Annotated in this window: 19 protein-coding genes; 5 read left to right on the top strand and 14 right to left on the bottom strand. The window is 62.6% G+C overall.

Annotation, left to right across the window (positions count from 1 at the left end):
- Positions 1 to 9: 9 nt before the first annotated feature.
- Positions 10 to 783: a serine O-acetyltransferase gene (gene cysE, locus AC1DVV_RS02820; protein ID WP_457279099.1), complete on the top strand. Its 774-nt coding sequence runs from the start codon at positions 10 to 12 to the stop codon at positions 781 to 783.
- A gap of 81 nt (positions 784 to 864) precedes the next feature.
- Here cysE and AC1DVV_RS02825 read toward each other — a convergent pair whose 3' ends face one another.
- The 3 genes from AC1DVV_RS02825 to yjgA all read right to left on the bottom strand — a co-directional run bounded on the left by AC1DVV_RS02825 (position 865) and on the right by yjgA (position 2,476).
- Positions 865 to 1,203, bottom strand: coding sequence for a DUF4870 domain-containing protein (locus AC1DVV_RS02825; protein WP_457279098.1), 339 nt, complete (start codon positions 1,201 to 1,203; stop codon positions 865 to 867).
- A gap of 74 nt (positions 1,204 to 1,277) precedes the next feature.
- Entirely contained in the window at positions 1,278 to 1,871 is a 594-nt protein-coding gene (mog, locus tag AC1DVV_RS02830) for a molybdopterin adenylyltransferase (RefSeq protein WP_477688858.1), read from the bottom strand.
- Positions 1,868 to 2,476: a ribosome biogenesis factor YjgA gene (gene yjgA, locus AC1DVV_RS02835; RefSeq protein WP_457279096.1), complete on the bottom strand. Its 609-nt coding sequence runs from the start codon at positions 2,474 to 2,476 to the stop codon at positions 1,868 to 1,870. Before yjgA ends, mog begins: the two co-directional genes overlap by 4 nt.
- Before the next feature lie 25 nt (positions 2,477 to 2,501).
- Between yjgA and pmbA the strand changes: the two genes are divergently transcribed.
- Positions 2,502 to 3,938, top strand: a complete 1,437-nt coding sequence (gene pmbA, locus AC1DVV_RS02840) for a metalloprotease PmbA (protein ID WP_457279095.1) — start codon at positions 2,502 to 2,504, stop codon at positions 3,936 to 3,938.
- Between the two features lie 214 nt (positions 3,939 to 4,152).
- Here pmbA and AC1DVV_RS02845 read toward each other — a convergent pair whose 3' ends face one another.
- From AC1DVV_RS02845 to AC1DVV_RS02860, 4 genes are all read right to left on the bottom strand, one after another.
- The gene (locus tag AC1DVV_RS02845) at positions 4,153 to 4,602 is read right to left on the bottom strand and encodes a GatB/YqeY domain-containing protein (RefSeq protein WP_457279094.1); all 450 of its coding nucleotides are present in this window, start codon (positions 4,600 to 4,602) and stop codon (positions 4,153 to 4,155) included.
- Between the two features lie 112 nt (positions 4,603 to 4,714).
- The gene (gene rpsU / locus AC1DVV_RS02850) at positions 4,715 to 4,927 is read right to left on the bottom strand and encodes a 30S ribosomal protein S21 (RefSeq protein ID WP_007872347.1); all 213 of its coding nucleotides are present in this window, start codon (positions 4,925 to 4,927) and stop codon (positions 4,715 to 4,717) included.
- 237 nt (positions 4,928 to 5,164) lie between these two features.
- Positions 5,165 to 6,421 (bottom strand): BaiN/RdsA family NAD(P)/FAD-dependent oxidoreductase, encoded by a 1,257-nt coding sequence (locus tag AC1DVV_RS02855; protein WP_477701991.1) that lies wholly within the window; start codon positions 6,419 to 6,421, stop codon positions 5,165 to 5,167.
- Between the two features lie 136 nt (positions 6,422 to 6,557).
- The gene (locus AC1DVV_RS02860; RefSeq protein WP_457279092.1) at positions 6,558 to 7,682 is read right to left on the bottom strand and encodes a sterol desaturase family protein; all 1,125 of its coding nucleotides are present in this window, start codon (positions 7,680 to 7,682) and stop codon (positions 6,558 to 6,560) included.
- Between the two features lie 214 nt (positions 7,683 to 7,896).
- Between AC1DVV_RS02860 and AC1DVV_RS02865 the strand changes: the two genes are divergently transcribed.
- Entirely contained in the window at positions 7,897 to 8,571 is a 675-nt protein-coding gene (locus AC1DVV_RS02865; RefSeq protein WP_477666382.1) for a CPBP family intramembrane glutamic endopeptidase, read from the top strand.
- A gap of 75 nt (positions 8,572 to 8,646) precedes the next feature.
- Here AC1DVV_RS02865 and cobA read toward each other — a convergent pair whose 3' ends face one another.
- Genes cobA through AC1DVV_RS02900 form a run of 7 tightly spaced genes read right to left on the bottom strand, consistent with a single transcriptional unit; the run spans position 8,647 to position 16,522 of the window.
- The gene (gene cobA / locus AC1DVV_RS02870) at positions 8,647 to 9,423 is read right to left on the bottom strand and encodes a uroporphyrinogen-III C-methyltransferase (protein WP_457279090.1); all 777 of its coding nucleotides are present in this window, start codon (positions 9,421 to 9,423) and stop codon (positions 8,647 to 8,649) included.
- Complete coding sequence (ybiB, locus tag AC1DVV_RS02875) at positions 9,420 to 10,349, bottom strand: DNA-binding protein YbiB (protein ID WP_457279089.1); 930 nt, start codon at positions 10,347 to 10,349, stop codon at positions 9,420 to 9,422. Before ybiB ends, cobA begins: the two co-directional genes overlap by 4 nt.
- A gap of 43 nt (positions 10,350 to 10,392) precedes the next feature.
- Positions 10,393 to 13,281: a nitrate reductase gene (locus AC1DVV_RS02880; RefSeq protein ID WP_477702007.1), complete on the bottom strand. Its 2,889-nt coding sequence runs from the start codon at positions 13,279 to 13,281 to the stop codon at positions 10,393 to 10,395.
- Positions 13,274 to 13,396 carry a hypothetical protein gene (locus AC1DVV_RS02885; protein ID WP_457279087.1) on the bottom strand — a complete coding sequence of 41 codons (123 nt, stop codon included), beginning with the start codon at positions 13,394 to 13,396 and terminating at the stop codon, positions 13,274 to 13,276. Before AC1DVV_RS02885 ends, AC1DVV_RS02880 begins: the two co-directional genes overlap by 8 nt.
- Before the next feature lie 41 nt (positions 13,397 to 13,437).
- Complete coding sequence (gene nirD, locus AC1DVV_RS02890; RefSeq protein ID WP_457279086.1) at positions 13,438 to 13,860, bottom strand: nitrite reductase small subunit NirD; 423 nt, start codon at positions 13,858 to 13,860, stop codon at positions 13,438 to 13,440.
- A 24-nt stretch (positions 13,861 to 13,884) separates the two neighbouring features.
- Positions 13,885 to 16,320 (bottom strand): nitrite reductase large subunit NirB, encoded by a 2,436-nt coding sequence (gene nirB, locus AC1DVV_RS02895; RefSeq protein WP_457279085.1) that lies wholly within the window; start codon positions 16,318 to 16,320, stop codon positions 13,885 to 13,887.
- Between the two features lie 52 nt (positions 16,321 to 16,372).
- Positions 16,373 to 16,522 carry a hypothetical protein gene (locus AC1DVV_RS02900; RefSeq protein WP_477707105.1) on the bottom strand — a complete coding sequence of 50 codons (150 nt, stop codon included), beginning with the start codon at positions 16,520 to 16,522 and terminating at the stop codon, positions 16,373 to 16,375.
- 248 nt (positions 16,523 to 16,770) lie between these two features.
- Between AC1DVV_RS02900 and AC1DVV_RS02905 the strand changes: the two genes are divergently transcribed.
- Positions 16,771 to 18,051, top strand: a complete 1,281-nt coding sequence (locus tag AC1DVV_RS02905) for a type IV pili methyl-accepting chemotaxis transducer N-terminal domain-containing protein (RefSeq protein ID WP_477666383.1) — start codon at positions 16,771 to 16,773, stop codon at positions 18,049 to 18,051.
- A 69-nt stretch (positions 18,052 to 18,120) separates the two neighbouring features.
- On the top strand, positions 18,121 to 19,869 hold the full coding sequence (locus AC1DVV_RS02910) for a bifunctional protein-serine/threonine kinase/phosphatase (RefSeq protein WP_477666384.1): 1,749 nt from the start codon (positions 18,121 to 18,123) through the stop codon (positions 19,867 to 19,869).
- Positions 19,870 to 20,387: the final 518 nt, after the last annotated feature.

Below are 20,387 nucleotides of genomic sequence, written 5' to 3' on the forward strand. Positions count from 1 at the left end.
ACTTCGCCTATGTTTTCCCGACTTCGCTCAGACATTCAGTGCATTCTCGACCGCGATCCTGCCGCCCGTACGGCCTGGGAAGCACTGACCTGCTACCCCGGCGTGCATGCGCAGGTGCTGCACCGCCGGGCGCACTGGTGCTGGAACCACGGTTTCAAGTGGCTGGGCCGTTTCATTTCACATTTTTCACGCTGGGTGACTGGCATTGAAATCCACCCTGGCGCCAAAATTGGTGAACGCGTGTTTTTCGACCATGCCATGGGGGTTGTCATCGGCGAAACCGCTGAAATCGGCGACGGCTGCACGATCTACCAGGGCGTGACTTTGGGCGGCACCTCGCTGTACAAAGGCACCAAACGCCACCCGACCCTGGGCCGCGATGTGGTGGTGAGTGCGGGGGCCAAGGTGCTTGGCGGTTTCCTGGTGGGTGACGGTGCCAAGATTGGCAGCAACGCAGTGGTGATCAAGCCCGTTCCGGCAGGCGCCACGGCGGTGGGCATCCCGGCGCGCATCATTCCTTCCAAGACCGGGGAAAGCGCCGACGTCACCATTACCCAGTTTTCGGCTTATGGCATCACGCAAGAGGATGACCCGCTGTCGCAAGCCATGCGCGGGCTGATCGACAGCGCCGCCGGCCAGGAGCACCAGATCGCCCTGCTGTGGCAAGCGATTGAGAAACTCTCCGGACCGCAGACAGCCATGAGCAAGGATTGCGTGCCGCAGGACGCCGCGCTTACGGAAACCTTTGAGGCCGACAAGCTCAATCAGCTGGTCGGTAAATAAGGCAGTGAGACAGGCGGGCGAATAAGACGGGCAAAAAAAAGGAAGGGCGAGCCCTTCCTTTTTTGTTTTCGCCGGTGGGCTTCAGTTGATCAGGCGAAGCGCGAACGGCACGCGGAAGGCCTTGCCATTGGAGGCGCCCAGCGCGCCCATGACGCAGAACACCAGGTGGCAGATGCCCAGCGCCGCGAACACCAGAAAGCCGATCAGCACAAAAGTCAGGATCAATGCCGCCACATAGCCGATGGTCGCGGTGATTGACCAGTTGAGCGCTTCCTTGGACTGGTCCAGGATATAGGCGTCGTCCTTTTTCACCAGGTAGACAATCAGCCCCGGAATGAAACCCAGAAACAGGGTTCCGATCCAGATCAGCACGGCGGTGTTTTTCGATTCCTTGCTCGGCGTTTCAATCAGGTCGTCCATCTCAGCTCCTCGTGTTGTAAAGCCCGAATACTACGTGAGAAAGAGGCCAGGCCCAAACTGGCGAGCGGCAAGGTTCAGCGCGGCGGGCGTATGGCGCTTTTGGGCCTGAAGGCCTGGCACACCGCTTCATCGGTTTCCAGGTAAGGGCCGCCGATCAGGTCGATGCAATAAGGCACGGCGGCGAAGATGCCCGCCACAGCCTGGGAGCCGTCGGCGTTTTTGAGCCCTTCCAGGGTTTCGGCAATCGATTTGGGCTGGCCCGGCAGGTTCATGATCAGGCATTTGTCGCGTATGACGGCGCACTGCCGCGACAGGATGGCCGTCGGGACAAACTTCAGGCTGATCTGCCGCATCTGCTCGCCAAAACCCGGCATTTCCTTGTGGGCAACAGCCAGCGTGGCTTCAGGCGTCACGTCGCGCAGCGCGGGGCCAGTGCCGCCGGTCGTCAGCACGAGCGAGCAGCCGGTGTCGACCAACTCAATCAATGCGGCGCTGATACCCGCCTGCTCGTCGGGGATCAGGCGCTCTTCAAAGGTGATGGGGTTGCGCAGGGCGCGGGTGAGCCAGTCCTTGAGTGCCGGCAGGCCTTTGTCGACATAGACGCCGGCGGATGCGCGGTCGCTGACCGAGACAATACCGATCTTCACCGCGTCAAAGGCGCTGCTCACGCTTCCGGCTCCTCGCCATCTTCAGGACCTCGTGCCATGCCTTGCCTGACCAGCTGAAAAATCTCGCGGTAGGACTTGCCGTGCCGCGGCGCTTCGCCGGGTTTTTCGGGCTTGGCGTCCTTGCGGGCCTGGCGGATCAGCGCGCGCAGTTGCTGGGAGTCGGTGCCGGGGTGTTCTTCGAGCCAGGCGCCCAGCGCGGCGTCGTCGGCGATCAGCCTGTCGCGCCACTGCTCGGCCAGGTGCAGGGCCAGCGTCAGGTCGGCCGATCCGTTGAGCTGCTCATTGATGGCTTCGCGGATGGGGTCAGGGTCCAGCGGGCGCATCAGCTTGCCGATGAACTGCATCTGGCGGCGTCTGCCCTCGAAGTTGGTAATTTTTTTGGCATCGGCGATCGCGTCGCGCAGCTTGTCGGGCAGGTCCAGGCGCGCCATCAAATCGGCGCGCAGGGTCAGCAGCGCTTCACCGAGCGCCTGTTTTTCGTCGGCCTCGGCCTTGAGCTGGGTTTTGCTGGGCGGGCCGACTTCTTCAAGCGCGATTTCCTCGGGTTTGACGAAGCGGCCGTTGGACCAGTAGCCCTTGATGGCCTTGGGAGTCTTGTTGTTCATAGCAGTCAGTATCATAGCTACCCATATGACCCAAAAAGCTTCTTCTCGCGCCAGCGGCGCAACACGCAGTGCTTCCCGCCCCGTCCCGGGCCCCAAGAGCCAGTCAGCCCAGCCCGAATCCGGTTTCAGCTACCACCGCGATTTTTTCGAGGAACTCGTCGACAGTGCCCTTGGCCATGCCAAAAAACTGGGGGCCACCGATGCCGCCGCGGAAGCCTCCGAAGGCTGCGGGCTCTCAGTCAGCGTGCGCAAGGGCGAGCTTGAAAACGTCGAGCGCAACCGTGACAAGTCGCTGGGCATCACCGTCTACATCGGCAAAAAGCGCGGCAATGCCGCCACCAGCGACTTTTCCAAGGCGGCGATTGAACAGACCGTGAAAGCGGCATACGACATCGCGCGTTTCACGGCGGAAGACGAAACCTCCGGCCTGCCCGATGACCGCGACATCGCGCGCGTGCATCCGGCGCTCGACCTCTTTCATCCCTGGTCCATCAATTCGGAAGAAGCCGCCCAGCTCGCCCTGCAGTGCGAAGCCGCCGCCCTGAGTACCAGCCGCCTGATCACCAACAGCGAAGGCGCCGGTGTGTCGGCGCAGCAAAGCCATTTTTTCAGTGCGCATACCAAGGGCTTTCGCGGCGGTTACGCCAGTTCGCGACACAGCATCTCGGTGGCGCCGATTGCGGGCAAGGGCGACCAGATGCAGCGCGATGCCTGGTACAGCTCCATGCGTGATGCAGGTGAATTGGCGGCCCCCGAAGCGGTAGGCCGCTATGCCGCCGAGCGTGCACTGGCACGGCTCAAGAGCCGCAAAATCCCGACCACGCAATGCCCGGTGCTGTTCGAGTCGCCGCTGGCAGCGGGCCTGCTGGGCGGCTTTGTGCAGGCCGTGAGCGGCGGCGCGCTGTACCGCAAAAGCACCTTCCTGGCCGACAGCCTGGGCAAGCCGGCTTTCCCCAAACACATCGACATCGCCGAAGACCCGCACCTGCGCAAAGGCAAAGGCAGCGCACCCTTTGACGAAGAGGGCGTCAAGACCAAGGCACGACAGGTGGTGGAAGCCGGCCGCGTTGAGGGCTATTTCCTGAGCACTTACTCAGCCCGCAAGCTGGGCATGCGCACCACCGGCAACGCCGGCGGCTCACACAACCTCATCATGACCAGCCGCCATACCCGCAAGGGCGACGACCTGGACGCCATGCTGCGCAAGCTGGGCCGCGGCCTTTTTGTGACCGAGCTGATGGGGCAGGGCGTGAACTATGTGACGGGCGACTACTCACGCGGCGCTTCGGGTTTCTGGGTCGAGAATGGCCGCATCGCCTTTCCGGTCGAGGAAATCACGATTGCGGGCAACCTCAAGGACATGCTGATGGGCATTGAGGCGGTGGGTGCGGACGCCTACAACTACGGCGCCAAAACCGTGGGCTCGATTCTCGTCAACCGGATGAAGGTCGCCGGTAGTTAGAGCCCCCACGGTCGCTCACTTCGTGTAGCTCCCGAGGCCTTGCAGGCCGCGGCTCGCGAGACGCTTCGCCTCTGTCGCCTGTCCAAAGCTGCTCAAGCAGCTTTGGAGCCGCAGGCTCCAGCCCCTCGGGGGCCGCCCGCCTGCGGCCCGGCAAAGCCGGTTCCGCGGCTTGAACTGGCTTAAGGCGGGTACATGTAGCCGCCCACCTCTGTATTCAGCCGGCTAGCGCTGCCTTCACTGCGGCAGACACCTGGCCCATGTCGGCCTTGCTGGCGAGCTTGGCTTTCACCGCGCCCATCACTTTGCCCATGTCGCCGGGACCGGTGGCGCCCAGTTCGGCGACGATGGCTTTCACGGCGGCGGCGACTTCGTCGGCGCTCAGGCGCGCTGGCAGGTAGGCCTGCAGCACGACCAGCTCGGCCGCTTCCTTGTCGGCCAGATCCTTGCGTTCGGCCTTCTGGAATGCTTCCAGTGAGTCCTTGCGCTGCTTGATCAGCTTGTCGACGATGGCGACCACGGCTGCGTCGTCCAGCACCACACGCTCATCCACCTCTTTTTGCTTGAGGGCCGCCAGCAGCAGGCGGATGGTGCCCAGGCGCTCGCTGTCCTTGGCGCGCATGGCGGTTTTCATGTCTTCGGTGATCTGATCTTTGAGTGCGGACATTCGGAGGCTCCTGGAAGGCGAATAGGATGAGGGGTGGCGCAGCGCCAAAAACACAAAAGCCCGCAGAGCGTCCTCGTGCGGGCTTTTTGTTGCCGTGAGGCGGTACTAAAGATTAGTACAGCTTTTTCGGCAATTGCATCGAGCGGATACGCTTGTAGTTGCGCTTGACGGCGGCTGCCTTCTTGCGCTTGCGCTCTGCCGTTGGTTTTTCGTAAAACTCGCGGGCGCGCAGGTCGGTCAGCAGGCCGAGTTTTTCAATGGTGCGCTTGAAACGGCGCAGAGCCACGTCGAAGGGCTCATTGTCTTTTACACGGATGGTGGTCATTGTTCAGTTGATCCAAAAGGTGCGCCTTAATTGATCTGATCAGGATCAGGCCAGGCGCGGGTTTGCTAGCAAAGCCTGAGATTATAGCACCCCCACGCTTTTCACTTCGCCTTCGGCTCCGTGTAATGCGCTGCCCCCCGAGGGGGCGCTGCGCCTGCGGCCCGGCAAAGCCGGTTCCGCGGCCCCGGCTTGCCTGAAAACCCCGGGGCCGGGCTGTGTTTTGTGGCCTTTTGGGCCCTATTCGGCTACCGCGCGGGCGGCCAGCGCCTCCGCGCAGGCGTGGGCGCTGGCCCACGCCCACTGGAAGTTGTAACCGCCGAGCCAGCCGGTGACGTCGACGACTTCGCCGATGAAATAGAGGCCTGGCTGCTTCGATTCCAGGGTCTGGGAGGATAAATCGCGGGTGTCTACGCCGCCAACGGTGACTTCGGCCTTTTTGTAGCCTTCGGAGCCGTTGGGGGTGAGTTCCCAGTCGGCCAGGCGTTGCGCAAGGGCCAGCAAGGCCTTGTCGGTGGCTTCGCTGATGGGGCGCTGCAGGGCAGGGTCCTGGCTGACCCACGCGTCGGCCAGGCGGCTGGGCACCAGGGTGGCGAGTTCGTTGGCGATCAGTTTTTTGGAGGTGGCCTTGGCGCGCAGCAGCAGGGCCGGAAGGTCCACGCCGGGTGCCAGGTTGATGCGGATGGGCTGGCCTTCGCGCCAGAAGCTGGAGATTTGCAGGACTGCCGGGCCGCTCAGGCCGCGGTGGGTGAAGAGCAGGTCTTCCGAAAAAACCACGGCCTTTTTGCGTTGCTTGGGCGTCGCGTCGGCGGGGCTGGTCTCGATGAGCACCGGCAGCGCCAGGCCTGCCAGCTGGGCATAGGGCGCCCAGGCTTCGCCGTCAAAGGTGAGGGGTACCAGTGCCGCGCGGGGCTCGACCAGGCGCAGCCCGAACTGCTTGGCGATGCGGTAGCCGAAATCGGTGGCGCCAATCTTCGGGATCGACAGGCCGCCGGTGGCGATGACCACTTGCGGCGCTTCGACCGGCCCGCGATCGCTCTCAATTTGATAGCTGCTGGCGCCTGTTCCGTCTGGGCTGGAGCCGTATTTGATGCTTTTTATGGCGCAGGGTTGCCAGCGCGTCACGTGCCCGGCATCGCATTCGACCAGCAGCATATTGATGATGTCTTCGGCCGAGCGATCGCAAAACAGCTGGCCCTTGTGCTTTTCGTGAAAGGGGATGTTGTGGCGCTGCAGCAACTCGATGAAATCCTGCGGGGTGTAGCGCGACAGGGCCGAACGGCAGAAGTGCGGGTTCTCGCTCAGGAAGTTGGCGGGCGTGGCGTCGCGGTTGGTGAAGTTGCAGCGGCCACCGCCCGAGATCCGGATCTTCTCGGCGACCTTTTCGCTGTGATCGATCAGCAGCACTTTCAGGCCGCGCTGGCCGGCCTGGGCAGCGCAGAACAGGCCGGCGGCTCCCGCGCCGATCACGACCACATCGAATGATTGGACGGGCACGCTCAGACCGCCGCTCGCCGTTCTGCGAGTTTCAGCCAGCAGGGGCCGCGGAACCGGCTTTGCCGGGCCGCAGGCGCAGCGGCCCCCTCGGGGGGCAGCGCATTACGCGAAGCGAAAAGCGTGGGGGCCAAGTACTTCAACCTTTCCAGGTGAAAGGAAACTTCAGCTGCTTCAAAAAGCCATTCGGCACGTAGTCGCCCAGCACGCCGTAGCGCTCCGGCCAGAGCCGGGTGCTTTTCACGGCTGTGCCGAAGAGGTAGTCGATGAAGGCATAGTGGGCCGAGTAATTGCGGTCCAGTGCTTCCTGGTCCTGGCTATGGTGCCAGTGGTGGAAGTTGGGCGTGACGATGACGTAGCGCAGCGGGCCGAGGCGCACGCTCACGTTGGCATGGTTGAAGACCGCCTGGAAGCCGACGATGACGATGTAGGCGTCGATCACTTCCTTGGAAAAACCCAGCACGTAGATGGGTGCCAGGATGAGCGTGCGGGTGATCAAGAGCTCCAGGATGTGCTGGCGCGAGCCGGCGAGCCAGTCCATGCTTTTGGCGCTGTGATGCACTGCGTGCAGGCGCCACAGCACCGGCACCTCGTGGTAGGCGCGGTGGGTCCAGTACTGCACCAGGTCGGCCACAAGAACGATCAGCAACACGCCACCCCAGAAGGGCAGGCCCTGCACCCAGCCGCGTATGCCGTCGTTGGCGGCCCAGCCGAAGAACTTGTGTACCAGCAGGTTGGTTGCCAGCAGCACAAAGCCCACGATCATGTGGTTGACGATGAAGTGATGAAAGTCGGTTTGCCATTCGGCGCGAAACACCGGCTGCTCCTTGCGCAGCGCAAACAGCTTTTCAATGAAGATGAAGATCAGCGAGGAGCCCAGCAGGTCGAGGATGAACCAGTCCAGGCCGATGTAAGGCGTGTTGTCGGCGAAGTCGTTCACCGGCACCTTGTGCCCGCCCAGCAGCGCGGTGGCCACCACCAGCAAAAAGGCGGCGCCGGCCAGCCAGCGCGAGCGGTTGAAGATGATGTTGACCAGCGAGATGCCGCCCGCGATCACCAGCGACGTAAACATCACGATGCGGATCACGTCAACGTTGTAGCTTTTGCGCAATTCCGGTGTGGTGAGGTATTCGGGGAAGTGAAAGGCCAACACGCCCAGGAAGCACAGCACACCCAGGCTGAGGGCGATCACTCCGCTCATGAGGCCCTTGCCGCGGCGCAGCTCGCCGTGACTTTCCGTCAGTTCATTGAGTTTTTCAAGCATTTTTCGCCTCTCCAGCGGGTGATGTGTTTGCAAGGAGTTTAGCTGGCGGCGACTGCGAGCCAAAAGTGATCGTGCGTGGGCAAGAGTGCGCAACTGCTGCTGTATTCGGTAGTTTTTGGCACTCCTTGCAGATTGACGGAATGGCGCCGTCTTGAGCCGGGGCACACTGGCGCGCATGAATGGAGTGATTCGATTTGCTGTCAGGGGGAGGGGCTTGACGAAGCGGGAGGCCGTTCTGGCCGCTGCATTCCCGTTTGTTGCGCTCAGCTTGCTGAATGACTTTTACCGCGGCTGGCTGTTCTCGTTTAACCCGGGCCTGTACTGGTTGGTCGATGTTGTGCAATTCATCGTCGCACCTGCTGCGGGCTGGTATTTTTTCCTGCGACCCGCTGGCATCACGTCCCGTGATTGGGGAATGCCAGGGCACAAGAGACCGCACGAACGACGCGACGGCGCCGCTGTCATGCTGTTCGTTGCGTTTTTGCTGGTGGCGGCCGACTGGCCAGTGATCCTGTTGACTCAACGCCTTTACTGGGCGTATGCGGACCATTTTCAGCCCGTTCAAGCCATGCCCGTCGGCTTCTCCGCAAAGCTGGCGTTAGCCGTCTACATGTCGGCAAGTGCGGCAATGGTGGAAGAGGCCGTATGGCGCGGCCTGGGTTGGCTCTACCTGTCGGCGGTTCTTCCGCCCAAGAGGCTGCACCTTTGGTATGTGCTGATCACGTCGGCGGCCTTTGCACTTGCCCATTCGGAGCAGGGCATCGGCGGCGTCATCGCCGCTTTCTGGTTTGGTGTTCTGGCCGCAGGGCTCTACACGAAGCTGCGAATCCTGTGGCCAATCGTTCTGGGCCACTTCATCATCGACATGATTATTTTCGGCCCGTGGTAATGAGACAGGGCAGATAAAGAAGGTGCCAACAATTGTGGCCCGTACGCCGTTTTACCGCGCGGCAGGAGACGGTAATTAGGCAGCGCGCCCACCCACCAATGCGCGGTCATGCGAAACAGCAGCAGCCACACCACGAACCACGTCCCCGACAACGATCACCGAGGGACTGGCCAACTGTTCACGCTCAATGGTCAGATGCAGTTCACCGAGCGTGGTGACAGCATGACGCTGCGAAGCCAGGCTCACCCCTTGAACGATGGCCACGGGGGTGGTGGCAGGCAGGCCACTCAAAAGCTCGTCCTGGATGCGACATGCACTACTGACACCCATGTAGATCACCAGCGTGAGGCGTGCGCTGTGTGCGGTGGCAGCCAGCGCTTTCCAGTCGGTGCCGGTGTCGCCGGGCTTGGCATGCCCGGTGACAAACACCACGCCGTGTGCATGTTCGCGGTGCGTGAGCGGCACGCCCAGCGAAGTGACGGCGGCCAGGCCTGAAGTAATGCCGTTGATGACGTCCACCGTAATGCCCGCGGCGCGCAGGTGTTCAACTTCTTCGCCGCCACGACCGAAGATGAATGGGTCGCCGCCCTTGAGCCGCACCACGTCTTCGCCTTCGCGCGCGGCCATCAGCATGAGCTTTTCAATAAAGGCCTGGGGTGTGGACTTGCAGCCGCCGCGCTTGCCCACATACACGACGCGGGCTTCGGGCCGCGCAAACGCCACGATTTCGTCGCTGACGAGGTCGTCCACCAGCAGCACGGTGGCGCGCTGGATGGCTTTCAGGGCCTTGAGGGTCAACAGTTCCGGGTCGCCGGGGCCGGCGCCTACCAAAGTGACTTTTCCGTTGTTCATGATGTCGTGATGTGAGGCAGCTTGATTTGAGGGAGCAACTGCAAGATATGTTCCACTTGCCGTGCAATCGAAGGCGGCACAGGCACGCCGCCTGCCAGCACGGCGCGAATGTAGTCCGCTGTGGTGGCGGCGTCCACTGTTTTGGGAAAGTCGGGGATGGAGGCGAGCGTGCCGGCCTGGGTTTCCTGCAGAAGTGAGCGCTGCCCGCCGATAAAAGCGTCCATCTGCGGCATGCGGCGCGCGTCGGCCACCACTTCGCCTTCGGTGCCGCGCAACAGCAGTGCATTGGCGCCCGTCAGCTCAAAGGTCTGCGCCATCGACACAGCGTATTCCGGGTGCGTGTAGCTGCTCACGACCAGGCTCTTGCCCAGGCAGGGTGTCATGATCTTGACCAGGCTGTGCGCCGGGTTGCGCAGGCCCACGGCACGGCGCACGTCCAGGAGGCGCTTTAACGCAGGCAGCAGCAGCTCGGTGGGGGCAAATACCACTTTGCCGTTTGCTATCTTTTTAATAGCTGTCTGCGCAGGTATATCAAGGGCTAGAAGCACTTCTGATGCAAAAATCCGGCTCGATTCGGTGGGTGTTCCGTGGATCAGTACCGGAACGCCTTCACGCGCCAGCAGCAGCGCCAGCAGCGGCGTGAGCACCGGCAGCTTGCGCGCGCCGTTGTAGCTGGGCAGCACCACCGTGGGGCTGTCGCCGGCGGGCAGATGATTGAGGCGCTGGTGCAGCGCATCGAGGAAACCCGCCATCTCTTCGGGCGTTTCACCCTTGATGCGCATGGCCAGGCAAAAGCCGCCGATTTCCAGATCAGTCACGGTGCCGTCGAGCACCTGACCCATCAGGTCCGTAGCCTGCTCGCGTGACAAAGCGCGGGCGCCATCCTTGCCGCGACCGATTTCCTTGATGTATTGGCTAATGCCCATAAGCGTGATTGTCCGCCAATGCAGATAACTTCTTGTTATGAGCTTAAGCCACTTGCCGGATAGGGATCACGGTACGGGGTGCTGAAGGCGGTGCGTCGTTGCGCGATGACCGCACCCGGCGTTTGAGTTCGGGCACACAGGAGCCGCAATTGGTGCCGCACTTCAGCGTGGATTGCAGCGAGGCCAGGCGCTCTTCATCAGTGCCCAGATGGCCGGCGCCGCCACCACCGGCCACTAACAGCGACAAGTGCTCGTCGATGGCCATGTCGCTGACGTTAAAGCAGGTGCACACCGGCTTGCCGCGCGACTGCACCGCCACCGGTGGCTTGGCGCCGGGCAGCAGCAACAGGCGTCCATACGATTGCGCGGCCAGCTCGTCCTGCAGCAAGGTTTTGATCCAGGCCTGGGCGCTGGTGTCGCCCGCCAGTACAAAGCCGGCGAGGTGGACGTCGCCTTCGCTGCGCATCAGTCGCATGGTGCGGCGCTGGCCTTTTTTGCGGTCGGCGTAGCGCAGCACATCGGCCGCATCCAACCCGAGGATGCGTTCCAGCGCGGCCAGTGTTTCGTCAGGCGGCGCCTCATGGCTGGCCGCGCGAAACAGCACGCCGGTGCGTTCGCGGCTGCGGTCGGCCAGCGGGGTGTTGTTGGAAAACGGCACGCAGCTGGTGAAGGGAAATTGCGCCATCAGCGGCTTGAGCTGCTCACGCGCCGCCAGCGCATCGCCCTCGGGCAGCCAGGCCATCGCCAGCAGCGTCCACGGCATTTCGGCTTTCAGGATCTTCACCGCAGCGTGCTTGAGCTCGGGCTGTTTGGAGCTCGGGCAATAAGCCGACGTGGTCAGCGCATTGACGCCTGCCAGCGGCGTGCCGCCGGTCGACTGACCGCTTAAATACTCTTCGCCCCAGTGCATGGCCATGAAAGCCTGGCTTACTGCCACTTCAGGTGAAGACTGCAGCGGCACCACGATGGAGCCACGCTTGGACGTGACATGCACCAGATCGCCGTCTTTCAGCAGGCGCCGCGCCATGTCCTGCACGTTCATTTGAATCGAGGGTTCGGCCACGTGGCCGAACAAGCGCCCCAGCGTGCCGGTGCGGCTCATGCCGTGCCACTGGTCGCGCAGCCGGCCGGTGGTAAGCGAAAACGGGTAGCGCGATTCGCGCGGCTCGGCTACCGGCTTGTAGACCGTGTTGACAAAGCGGGCCTTGCCGTCGGCGGTGGGGAACACGCCGTCTTCATACAGCCGCACTTTGCCCGCCGTGTCGCCCGTCTTGAAGGGCCACTGTTGCGGTGCGTCGTCGAGCAGTGCGTAACTCAAGCCGGTGATGTCGAGGTCGCGGCCGCGGGTGGATTCGCGGTGCTCGTTCCAGATGGTTTCCGCGCCTGATGCTTCCTCGGCCAGCGAATAGGGGAAGAGGGTGGCGCCGGCTGCCGCGCGGCTGGGCAGCAGCTTTTCAAGCCGCAGTGCAAAGTCCACCGCGATGGACCAGTCATGGCGTGTCTGGCCTGGCGCAGCCACGGCCGGCCGCACTCGGCTGATGCGGCGCTCGCTGTTGGTCACCGTGCCGATCTTCTCGCCCCAGGTGGTGGCCGGCAGCAGCAGGTCGGCGTAGTCGCAGCTAGACGTGGTGGAAAAAGCCTCCTGCACGATCACCAGCTCGGCGCGCTCCATGGCGCGGCGCACGGTGGCCTGGTCGGGCATGGACTGGGCCGGGTTGGTGCAGGCAATCCATAGCGCCTTGATTTCGCCATCGGCCGCGGCCTGGAACATTTCGACGGCAGTCTTGCCTGGTGCTTCGGGCACGGATGGGATGCCCCACAGCGCGGCGACTTCGGCGCGGTGATCCGGGTTGGCCAGGTCGCGGTGCGCGCTCAGCAGGTTGGCCAGGCCGCCCACTTCGCGTCCGCCCATGGCATTGGGCTGCCCCGTCAATGAAAAGGGGCCGGCGCCCGGTTTGCCGATCTGGCCTGTGGCCAGGTGGAGGTTGATGAGTGCGGCATTCTTGGCGGTGCCGCTGCTGGACTGGTTCAGGCCCTGGCAGTACAGGCTCAGCGTGGTGGCCGAGGTGGCGAAGAGTTTGGCCGCGGCCAGCAGGTCTTCTTTTTTGATGCCGCAGGTTTCGGCCACCAGGTCGGGCGTGTAGTCGCGCACCGTGGCCTTGAGCGCGTCAAAGCCCGTGGTGTGCGCCGCAATGTAAGCGGCGTCCGTCCAGCCTTCCCACAGCATGATGTGCAGCATGCCGTTGAAGAGCGACACATCGGTGCCCGGCTGTATGCCCAGGTAGAGGTCGGCGATCTCGGCCGTGTCGGTGCGGCGCGGGTCGCAAAAAATGATCTTGAGCGCGGGGTTCGCGGCCTTGGCGTCTTCAATGCGGCGAAACAGGATGGGGTGTGCGTAGGCGGTGTTGCTGCCGACGATAAAAATGCACTGCGCATGATTCACGTCGTCGTAGCAGGCAGGCGGTGCGTCTGCGCCCAGCGTTTGTTTGTAACCCGCCACCGCGCTGCTCATGCACAGGCGCGAGTTGGTGTCGACGTTGTTGGTGCCGATCAAGCCCTTGGCCAGCTTGTTGAAGACGTAATAGTCTTCCGTTAGCAATTGGCCTGAAATGTAAAAACCGACCGCATCGGGCCCATGCTCGCGGATGATCTGCGCAAAGCTTTCGCTCGCAAAGCCGAGCGCGTTGTCCCAGGACACCGGCTTGGGCACCTCATGGCGGTGCTCGCGCCGCATCGGCTGCAGCAAGCGCGTCTGTCGCGTAACGGCCGCCGTCGCGGTCAGCGCCAGCGTTGAGCCCTTGGTGCACAGCCGCCCGAAATTGGCCGGGTGATCCGGGTCACCGCGTACCCCGGTGATTTCGTCGCCTTGCGATTCAATGATGACGCCGCAGCCGACACCGCAATAGGGGCAAGTTGACCGGGTCTCAGCCATGATGGACGAAGCCAAGGCTGCGGCCTTTGTCGTGCATCGCAAAGCGATCAACAGCATGAGCTGTTAGATCGCAGCCGACACCGCAATACGGGCAAGTTGATCGGGTATCAGTCATGAATGTTCAGGGAGCCTTCGCGTTTATTCCGGTGATGCGGCTTATGCCGTGTGAGGCGCCTGCACGCTGAAGCTTTCGTCGCCCAATGCGCCACTGGTTGCACCCGGGCCGGCGCGAGGGGGCTGCAAATCCAGCGCCAGCGTGTCCAGCTCGACAGCGTCCAGGAAGACCTGGCCTGTTTCTACCTTGCAGGTGAATTTGGGCGTGCAGCCTTCGTCGGGCTGCTTGGCGCAGCCGTCCGCCAGGCCTATGGTCCAGTTGTGCAGGGGACAGGCCACGCTGGTGCCGAACACGATGCCCTGCGACAGCGGGCCGCCCTTGTGCGGGCAGCGGTCCAGCAGCGCAAACACCTGGTCCTGGTCGTTGCGGAACACAGCCACATCAATACCCTTGGCGCGTGACACACGTCGCGAGCCGAGCACCGGAATGTCGGTGACCAGGCAGATTTTTTTCCATTCAGACATAGTGATCTCTCAAAATTCGGCCGGTCAGGCGGGTGTGAGTTTTTCAAACTGGCGGGCATCCACAGACGCTTCTTTCAGGTCGAACCAGGGGTCCGGTTCACCGTCCAGCGCAAACTGCAGCTGCTCCCACAGGGCTTTGCGGCCTTCGTGGTCTTCCAGGATTTTTTTCTTCACATAGTCCAGGCCGACGCGGTTGACGTAGTGCACCGTGCGCTCCAGGTACCAGCCTTCCTGGCGATAGAGCTCGCAGAAGGCACCGGTGTATTCGAGCACCTCGGCCGCGGTCTTGAGCTTGGTGAAGAAATGGGCCACTTCCGTCTTGATGCCGCCGTTGCCGGCGATGTACATCTCCCAGCCCGAGTCGACGCCGATGATGCCGACGTCCTTGATGCCGGACTCCGCGCAGTTGCGCGGGCAGCCGCTCACCGCAAACTTGACCTTGTGTGGTGCATACATGCGCCACATGGCGCGCTCCAGGTCCTTGCCCATTTGCGTGCTGTCCTGCGTGCCCATGCGGCACCATTCGCTGCCCACGCAGGTTTTCACCGTGCGCAGGGCCTTGGCGTAGGCGTGGCCCGAAGGCATGCCGATGTCTTTCCAGACGTTTTGCAGGTCTTCCTTTTTCACGCCCAGCAAGTCGATTCGCTGACCGCCTGTCACCTTGACGGTCGGGATCTTGTATTTGTCGACCGCGTCGGCAATGCGGCGCAACTCGCTGGCCGTGGTTTCGCCGCCCCACATGCGCGGGATGACGCTGTAGGTGCCGTCTTTCTGGATGTTGGCATGGCTGCGTTCGTTGATGAAGCGGCTTTGCGGGTCGTCCTTGGCCTGTTTGGGCCAGGTGCTGATCAGGTAGTAGTTGACGGCCGGGCGGCAGGTGGCGCAGCCGTTGGGTGTCTTCCAGTCCAGGAACTTGAAGGTGTCGGAGATGCTGAGCAGCTTGTTGGCGCGTATGGCGTCGCGCACCGCCTGGTGACCGTGGTCGGTGCAGGCGCACATGGCCTTGAGCTTGGGCGTGGCCGAGTAGTCGCCGCCGGCGGTGAACATGAGGATCTGCTCGACCAGCCCGGTGCAGGAGCCGCAGGAGGCGCTGGCCTTGGTGTGCTTGCGCACTTCGTCAAGCGTGAAAAGGCCTTTTTCCTTGATGGCCTTGCAGATGGTGCCCTTGTTGACACCATTGCAGCCGCAGACTTCCGCATCGTCGGCCATCAGCGCCGCCTTGTTTTGGCCTTCGTGGCCGGCGTCGCCGAGGTTGGACTCTCCGAAAATCAGCTTGTCGCGGATGTCGCTGACATTGCGGCCGTCACGCAGCAGCTTGAAGTAATAGCTGCCGTCCACGGTGTCGCCGTAAAGGCAGGCGCCGATGAGTTTGTCGTCCTTGATGACGAGTTTTTTGTAGACGCCGCCGAAGGGGTCGCTCATCACGATTTCTTCAGCGCCGTTGCCGCCCATGAATTCGCCGGCGCTGAAAAGGTCGATGCCGGTGACTTTCAGTTTGGTTGACGTGAGCGAACCGGAATAGCGGCCTATGCCGAACTGCGCCAGGTGGTTGGCTGCAACCTTGGCCTGTTCGAACAGCGGGGCCACGAGGCCGTAGGCAATGCCGCGGTGGGCTGCGCATTCGCCGACCGAGTAGATGCGCGCATCGGTGACGGTCTGCATGGTGTCGTTGACCACGATGCCCTTGTTGCAGTGCAGGCGCATGGATTCCGCGAGCTGTGTGTTCGGCCGGATGCCGACCGCCATGACCACGAGGTCAGTGGCCACTTCCGTGCCATCCTTGAATTTGATCGAGGTCACGCGGCCGTCTTCACCACCCACCAGTTCCTGCGTCTGCGCGCCGATCATGAACTTGAGGCCGCGGTCTTCCAGGGATTTTTGCAGCAGCTTGCCCGCCACGTCGTCAAGCTGGCGCTCCATCAGCCAGGGCATGACGTGCACCACGGTGACTTCCATGCCGCGCAGCATCAGGCCGTTGGCCGCTTCCAGGCCCAGCAGGCCGCCGCCGATGACCACCGCTTTTTTGTACTTCTGGGCTGTGGCGATCATCTCGTTGGTGTCGGCGATGTCGCGGTAGGCAATCACGCCCTTGAGGTCTTTGCCGGGCACGGGCAGGATGAAGGGGTTGGAGCCGGTGCACATCAGCAGGCGGTCGTATTCCTCTTCGGTGCCGTCTTCGGCGCGGACCACGCGCTTGATGCGGTCCACTTCAACCACTTTTTTGCCGGCATGCAGCGTAATGTGGTTGTCCTTGTACCAGTCCCAGCTGTTCAGCACGATTTCGTCGAGCGTCTGCTCACCGGCCAGCACGGGGCTGAGCAGGATGCGGTTGTAGTTGGGATGGGGCTCGGCGCCGAAGACTGTAATGTCGTAGAGGTCGGGGGCGACCTTGAGCAGCTCCTCAAGGGTGCGAACGCCGGCCATGCCATTGCCGACCATCACCAGTTTTGATTTTTTCATGGGGCTACTCCAGATTGATTCGATGTCATGTTCAAGGTCCAATGTGCAAGCGTCATGCCACGGCGAACGCGGCAGCAGATGGGCAACGGGCGGGCTGGGCGCGGTGAATGGCCTCGGCGCCAGGATGAGGCACAGCAACGCAGCGGTAGTTCGCCAACACCAGCGGATCTGTCTGATTTGTCAAAAATTGAGTGGAAATCATGATGCTCTCTCCCGGAAACAGGGATCCGGGCTGTCAACCCGGTATGAGGCACACCATTACGCACGTCGTTGTGCGCAGAACCCGCAGTGCATTCGCTAAGGTTGGGCGCGTCGTTACGCCCGCTGCAAATGACGCAAGACTTGTGCCATATCATTGGGATTCGCAGCTTTCCCGGCACCGGCGTGGCGGTGGCATGGCCTGCGACTTGCGAACTGTGTCGCTGTTCCCCGCTTAACCTCTTGATTTGTATGACCTCCGCATTGGTAAACCTGAACGGCCCTGGTGGCGCACATCCCCTGGTTTCAGACCTGGTGGCAGCTGGTATCCAGGTACTGGGGCCTGTGGATGAGCGCAGCAAACTGGTGCAGGAAGTGCTTCGGCAAGCACCCGATGTGGTGATTTGCCATGACCCGCTTCCGGGTGATGAGCTTTTCAAGGTGCTGCAGCTGGTGGCTGACACGGCGCCGTGTCCAGTCATTGTTTTCACCAGCGACACAGACGCGGGAAAGATCACACGGGCCACCGAGGTGGGGGTTCATGCCTATGTGGTCAACGGTTATGGTGCGCAGCGCCTGCGGCCCCTCATTCACCTCGCCAAGGCGCGTTTTACCCGCGAGCAGGCCCTGCGTGCCCAGGTGCAGGAGGCCGCCAGCCGGCTTGAAGAGCGCAAGGCGGTGGACCGGGCCAAAGGTATTTTGATGCGGGCCCGGCAGATGTCGGACGACGACGCTTTCCACATTTTGCGGACCGCCTCCATGCATACCAACCAGCGGCTGGGGCAGGTGTCGGAGCACATCATCCATTCGGCGCGCTTCGCCGAGGATGTCAACCGTTCCGGCCAGTTGCGCATGTTGTCGCAGCGGCTGGTCAAGCTTGCCCTGCTGCAGCTTGCGGGGGTGCAGGCCGCCCGGGCCAAAGAGCTGCTGAAAGAGTCGGTGCTGCGCATCGACGCCAACCTGGTTTCGCTGGGGAAAAGCCTTTCGCAGCCCACATTTGGAGACCTGCTCGGGCAGGTGTCCATTACCTGGGGGCGGCTCAAGATTGCCTTGCAGGACACGCCCACCGCTGGCAGCATGGCTCACCTGGATGAACTGGCAGACCTGCTTTTGCAGGATGCCGAGCGCATGACCAGCAGCCTGGAGAGCGCCGGCGCAATGCCTCCCTTGCAGATGCTGAACCTGGCTGGCCGGCAGCGCATGCTGAGCCAGCGTTTTGCCAAATATGCCCTGCTCAGGGCCACGGGTGGCAAGGCAACGCTGGCCCGCAGCGAGGCCGGCATGGCCGAGTCCCAGGCGGCATTCGAGCAGGCCTTGCAATACCTGAACGACATTCCGCTGACCAGCAAGGACATCCGCCTGTCGCTGGACCGGGCGGCCATCAGCTGGCAGCACATGCGCGAGGGCGCGCTTGCCATGGACAAAGATCCCCGGCGCCTGGAGGGTCTGGCGACGGCCAGCGAAGACCTCCTCGACGTCTTTGAGCAGCTGTCGGCCCAGTACGAACACAGCATGCAAATGCTGGTGGGCTAGGGCCTGCACGCCAGTCGTGCATTGTTGCGATGCACCAAATTCGGGCATTAAACTTGCTTATCTTGGTGCATGGCATTTGATCTGGACATTGGCTTCGCTTCATTGGCGGGCCGCAAGAACACCAACGAAGACTTTTGCGCTGCGATGCTGCCCGAGGCGGGGCAGGAGGGTATGGGTTCCATCGTGGCGATTGCTGATGGCGTGAGCACAGGCGGCATGGGCCGGGAGGCGGCGCAGACCACCGTGACCAGCCTGGTCCGTGACTACTACGGCACGCCCGAAACGTGGGACACCACCGTGGCCCTGGACCGCATCATCGGGGCGCAAAACGCCTGGCTGGCGGGTATCAACCAGCGCCGCAGTCCGGCCATGGGCCTGACCACCCTCACGGCGCTGGTACTGCGCGGGCAGTCGTACACGCTTGCGCATGTCGGCGATTCGCGGGCCTATTTGCTGCGCGGCGGCAAAACCCAGCAGCTCACGCACGACCATGCAGTCAATCACCCGGACTTTCGGCACCAGTTGCTGCGTTCGGTGGGGGCCGAGGACCATGTGGTGGTGGACTACATGCAGGGTGACCTGCAGGTCGGCGACGTTTTTGTGTTGCTGACGGACGGCGTGCACGGCGTGGTGCGTGACGCGCGGCTGCAGGGCTTTGCCGATCTTGAGGAGCCTGGAGGTGCCCAGCTTGCAAGCCAGAACCTCGTCGAGGCGGCCCTGGCGGCCGGCAGCAACGACAACGTGACGGCCGTGGTGGTGCGGGTGCGCGGTTTGCTCGACGCAACACTGCAGGACGTCAACCGCATTGCGCAGACCCTGCCCATCCCGACCCGCCTGAAGGTGGGCGATGTGATGGACGGCCTGAGCGTGACGGCGCCGGTGGCCGACAACGGCATCAATGTGCTGTATCAGGTGCGCGATCCCGCTACACGGGTGCTGTATGCCCTCAAGACGCTGCACTCGTCGAGGTCGCATGACGAAGAAGAGCGTGCCATGCTGGCTCACGAGGCCTGGCTGGCCATGCGCATGCAGTCGGGCCGGGCGGCGGAGCATCTGGTCAACCTTCATGAGCGCCTGCCGGGCGGGCAAGAGCGCAGTGCGTTTTACCTGCTGTATGACTGGCACAGCGGCGAGACACTTCAGCAGCAGCTTGACCGCCGCCACAAGTTCAGCGTGGAGCAGCTGCTGGGCGTGGCCACCCAGGCCGCGCGGGCCTTGGGCCGGCTGCACCGGCAGTGCGTCATTCATCGCGACATCAAGCCGGCCAACCTCCATCAGGGCGAAGATGGCGTGCTGCGGCTGCTGGACCTCGGCGTGGCATTGAGCGGGCGCGAGCCCGAAGCGATGCGAAAGCTGCACGCCGGCACGCCCAGTTTTATCAATCCCGAGCAATGGGGCTTCAGCGCAAGCAGCACAGATGGGCCGGAGGAGCTGCCCGATGCGCAAAGCGATTTGTTCGCTCTGGGTGTGACGCTGTACCAGTTGCTGACCGCGCGCCTGCCGTATGGCGAGGTGCTGCCCTACCAGGCTGGGCGGTATTACCGCGACCCTGTTGCGCCCAGCCGCATCAATCCCGAAGTGCCGATCTGGCTGGACCACATCGTGCTCAAGGCCGTGGCGCGTGACAAGCGCCGGCGTTTTGAAACCGCCGAAGAGCTGCTGCTGGCGTTGGAGCGCGGCGCCTCGCGGCCCTTGACTGCACCGCAGGCGACGCCGCTGATCCATCGGGATCCTGTGGTGTTGTGGAAGCTGCTGCTGGGTGTGAGTGTGCTGGTCAATTTATTGCTGATTTACTGGCTGCTGTTTTTGCCTCGGTAGGGTGGTTGAGTATTGAATTGACTTCTGGGGCAATGGGGACAGGCGCCAGCAGCTATTGAATTGATAGCGGCCTTTTTTTGGGGTTGTTGTTGGTTTGATGGAGGCGCTCTCGTCTGAATCCTGCTGGCCGGGGGTTGCCCGGCATGCAACTCACTTTTCTTTGCTTCGCCAAAGAAAAGTAAGCAAAAGAAAGGCGACCCTGGTTCCTGCGTCCCTGCGCTGCGCTGCGGGCAACCTGCGGTGCTCGGTCCAGCCGGGGTCAAAAACAACTCGCTTCGCTCAAACAAGTTTTTGCCCTGATCCGTCTGGACCTCCGCTCCTCGGCGCATACACAAGGGGGTGGAGACAGGAATACCAAACAGCCAAAGACAAAACCCCGAATACCTGAAGAAACAAGGACACGCCATGGCGTGTCCTTGTTGGTATTGGAGTTGGTATTTGTCTTCAGTCCCCGCTCTCGATTACCCCTTCTGTCTGCGCCGAGGAGCGCAGGTTCAGGCGGATCAGGGATCGCGATT

The sequence above is a fragment of the Polaromonas sp. P3_B4 genome, assembly GCF_056402835.1.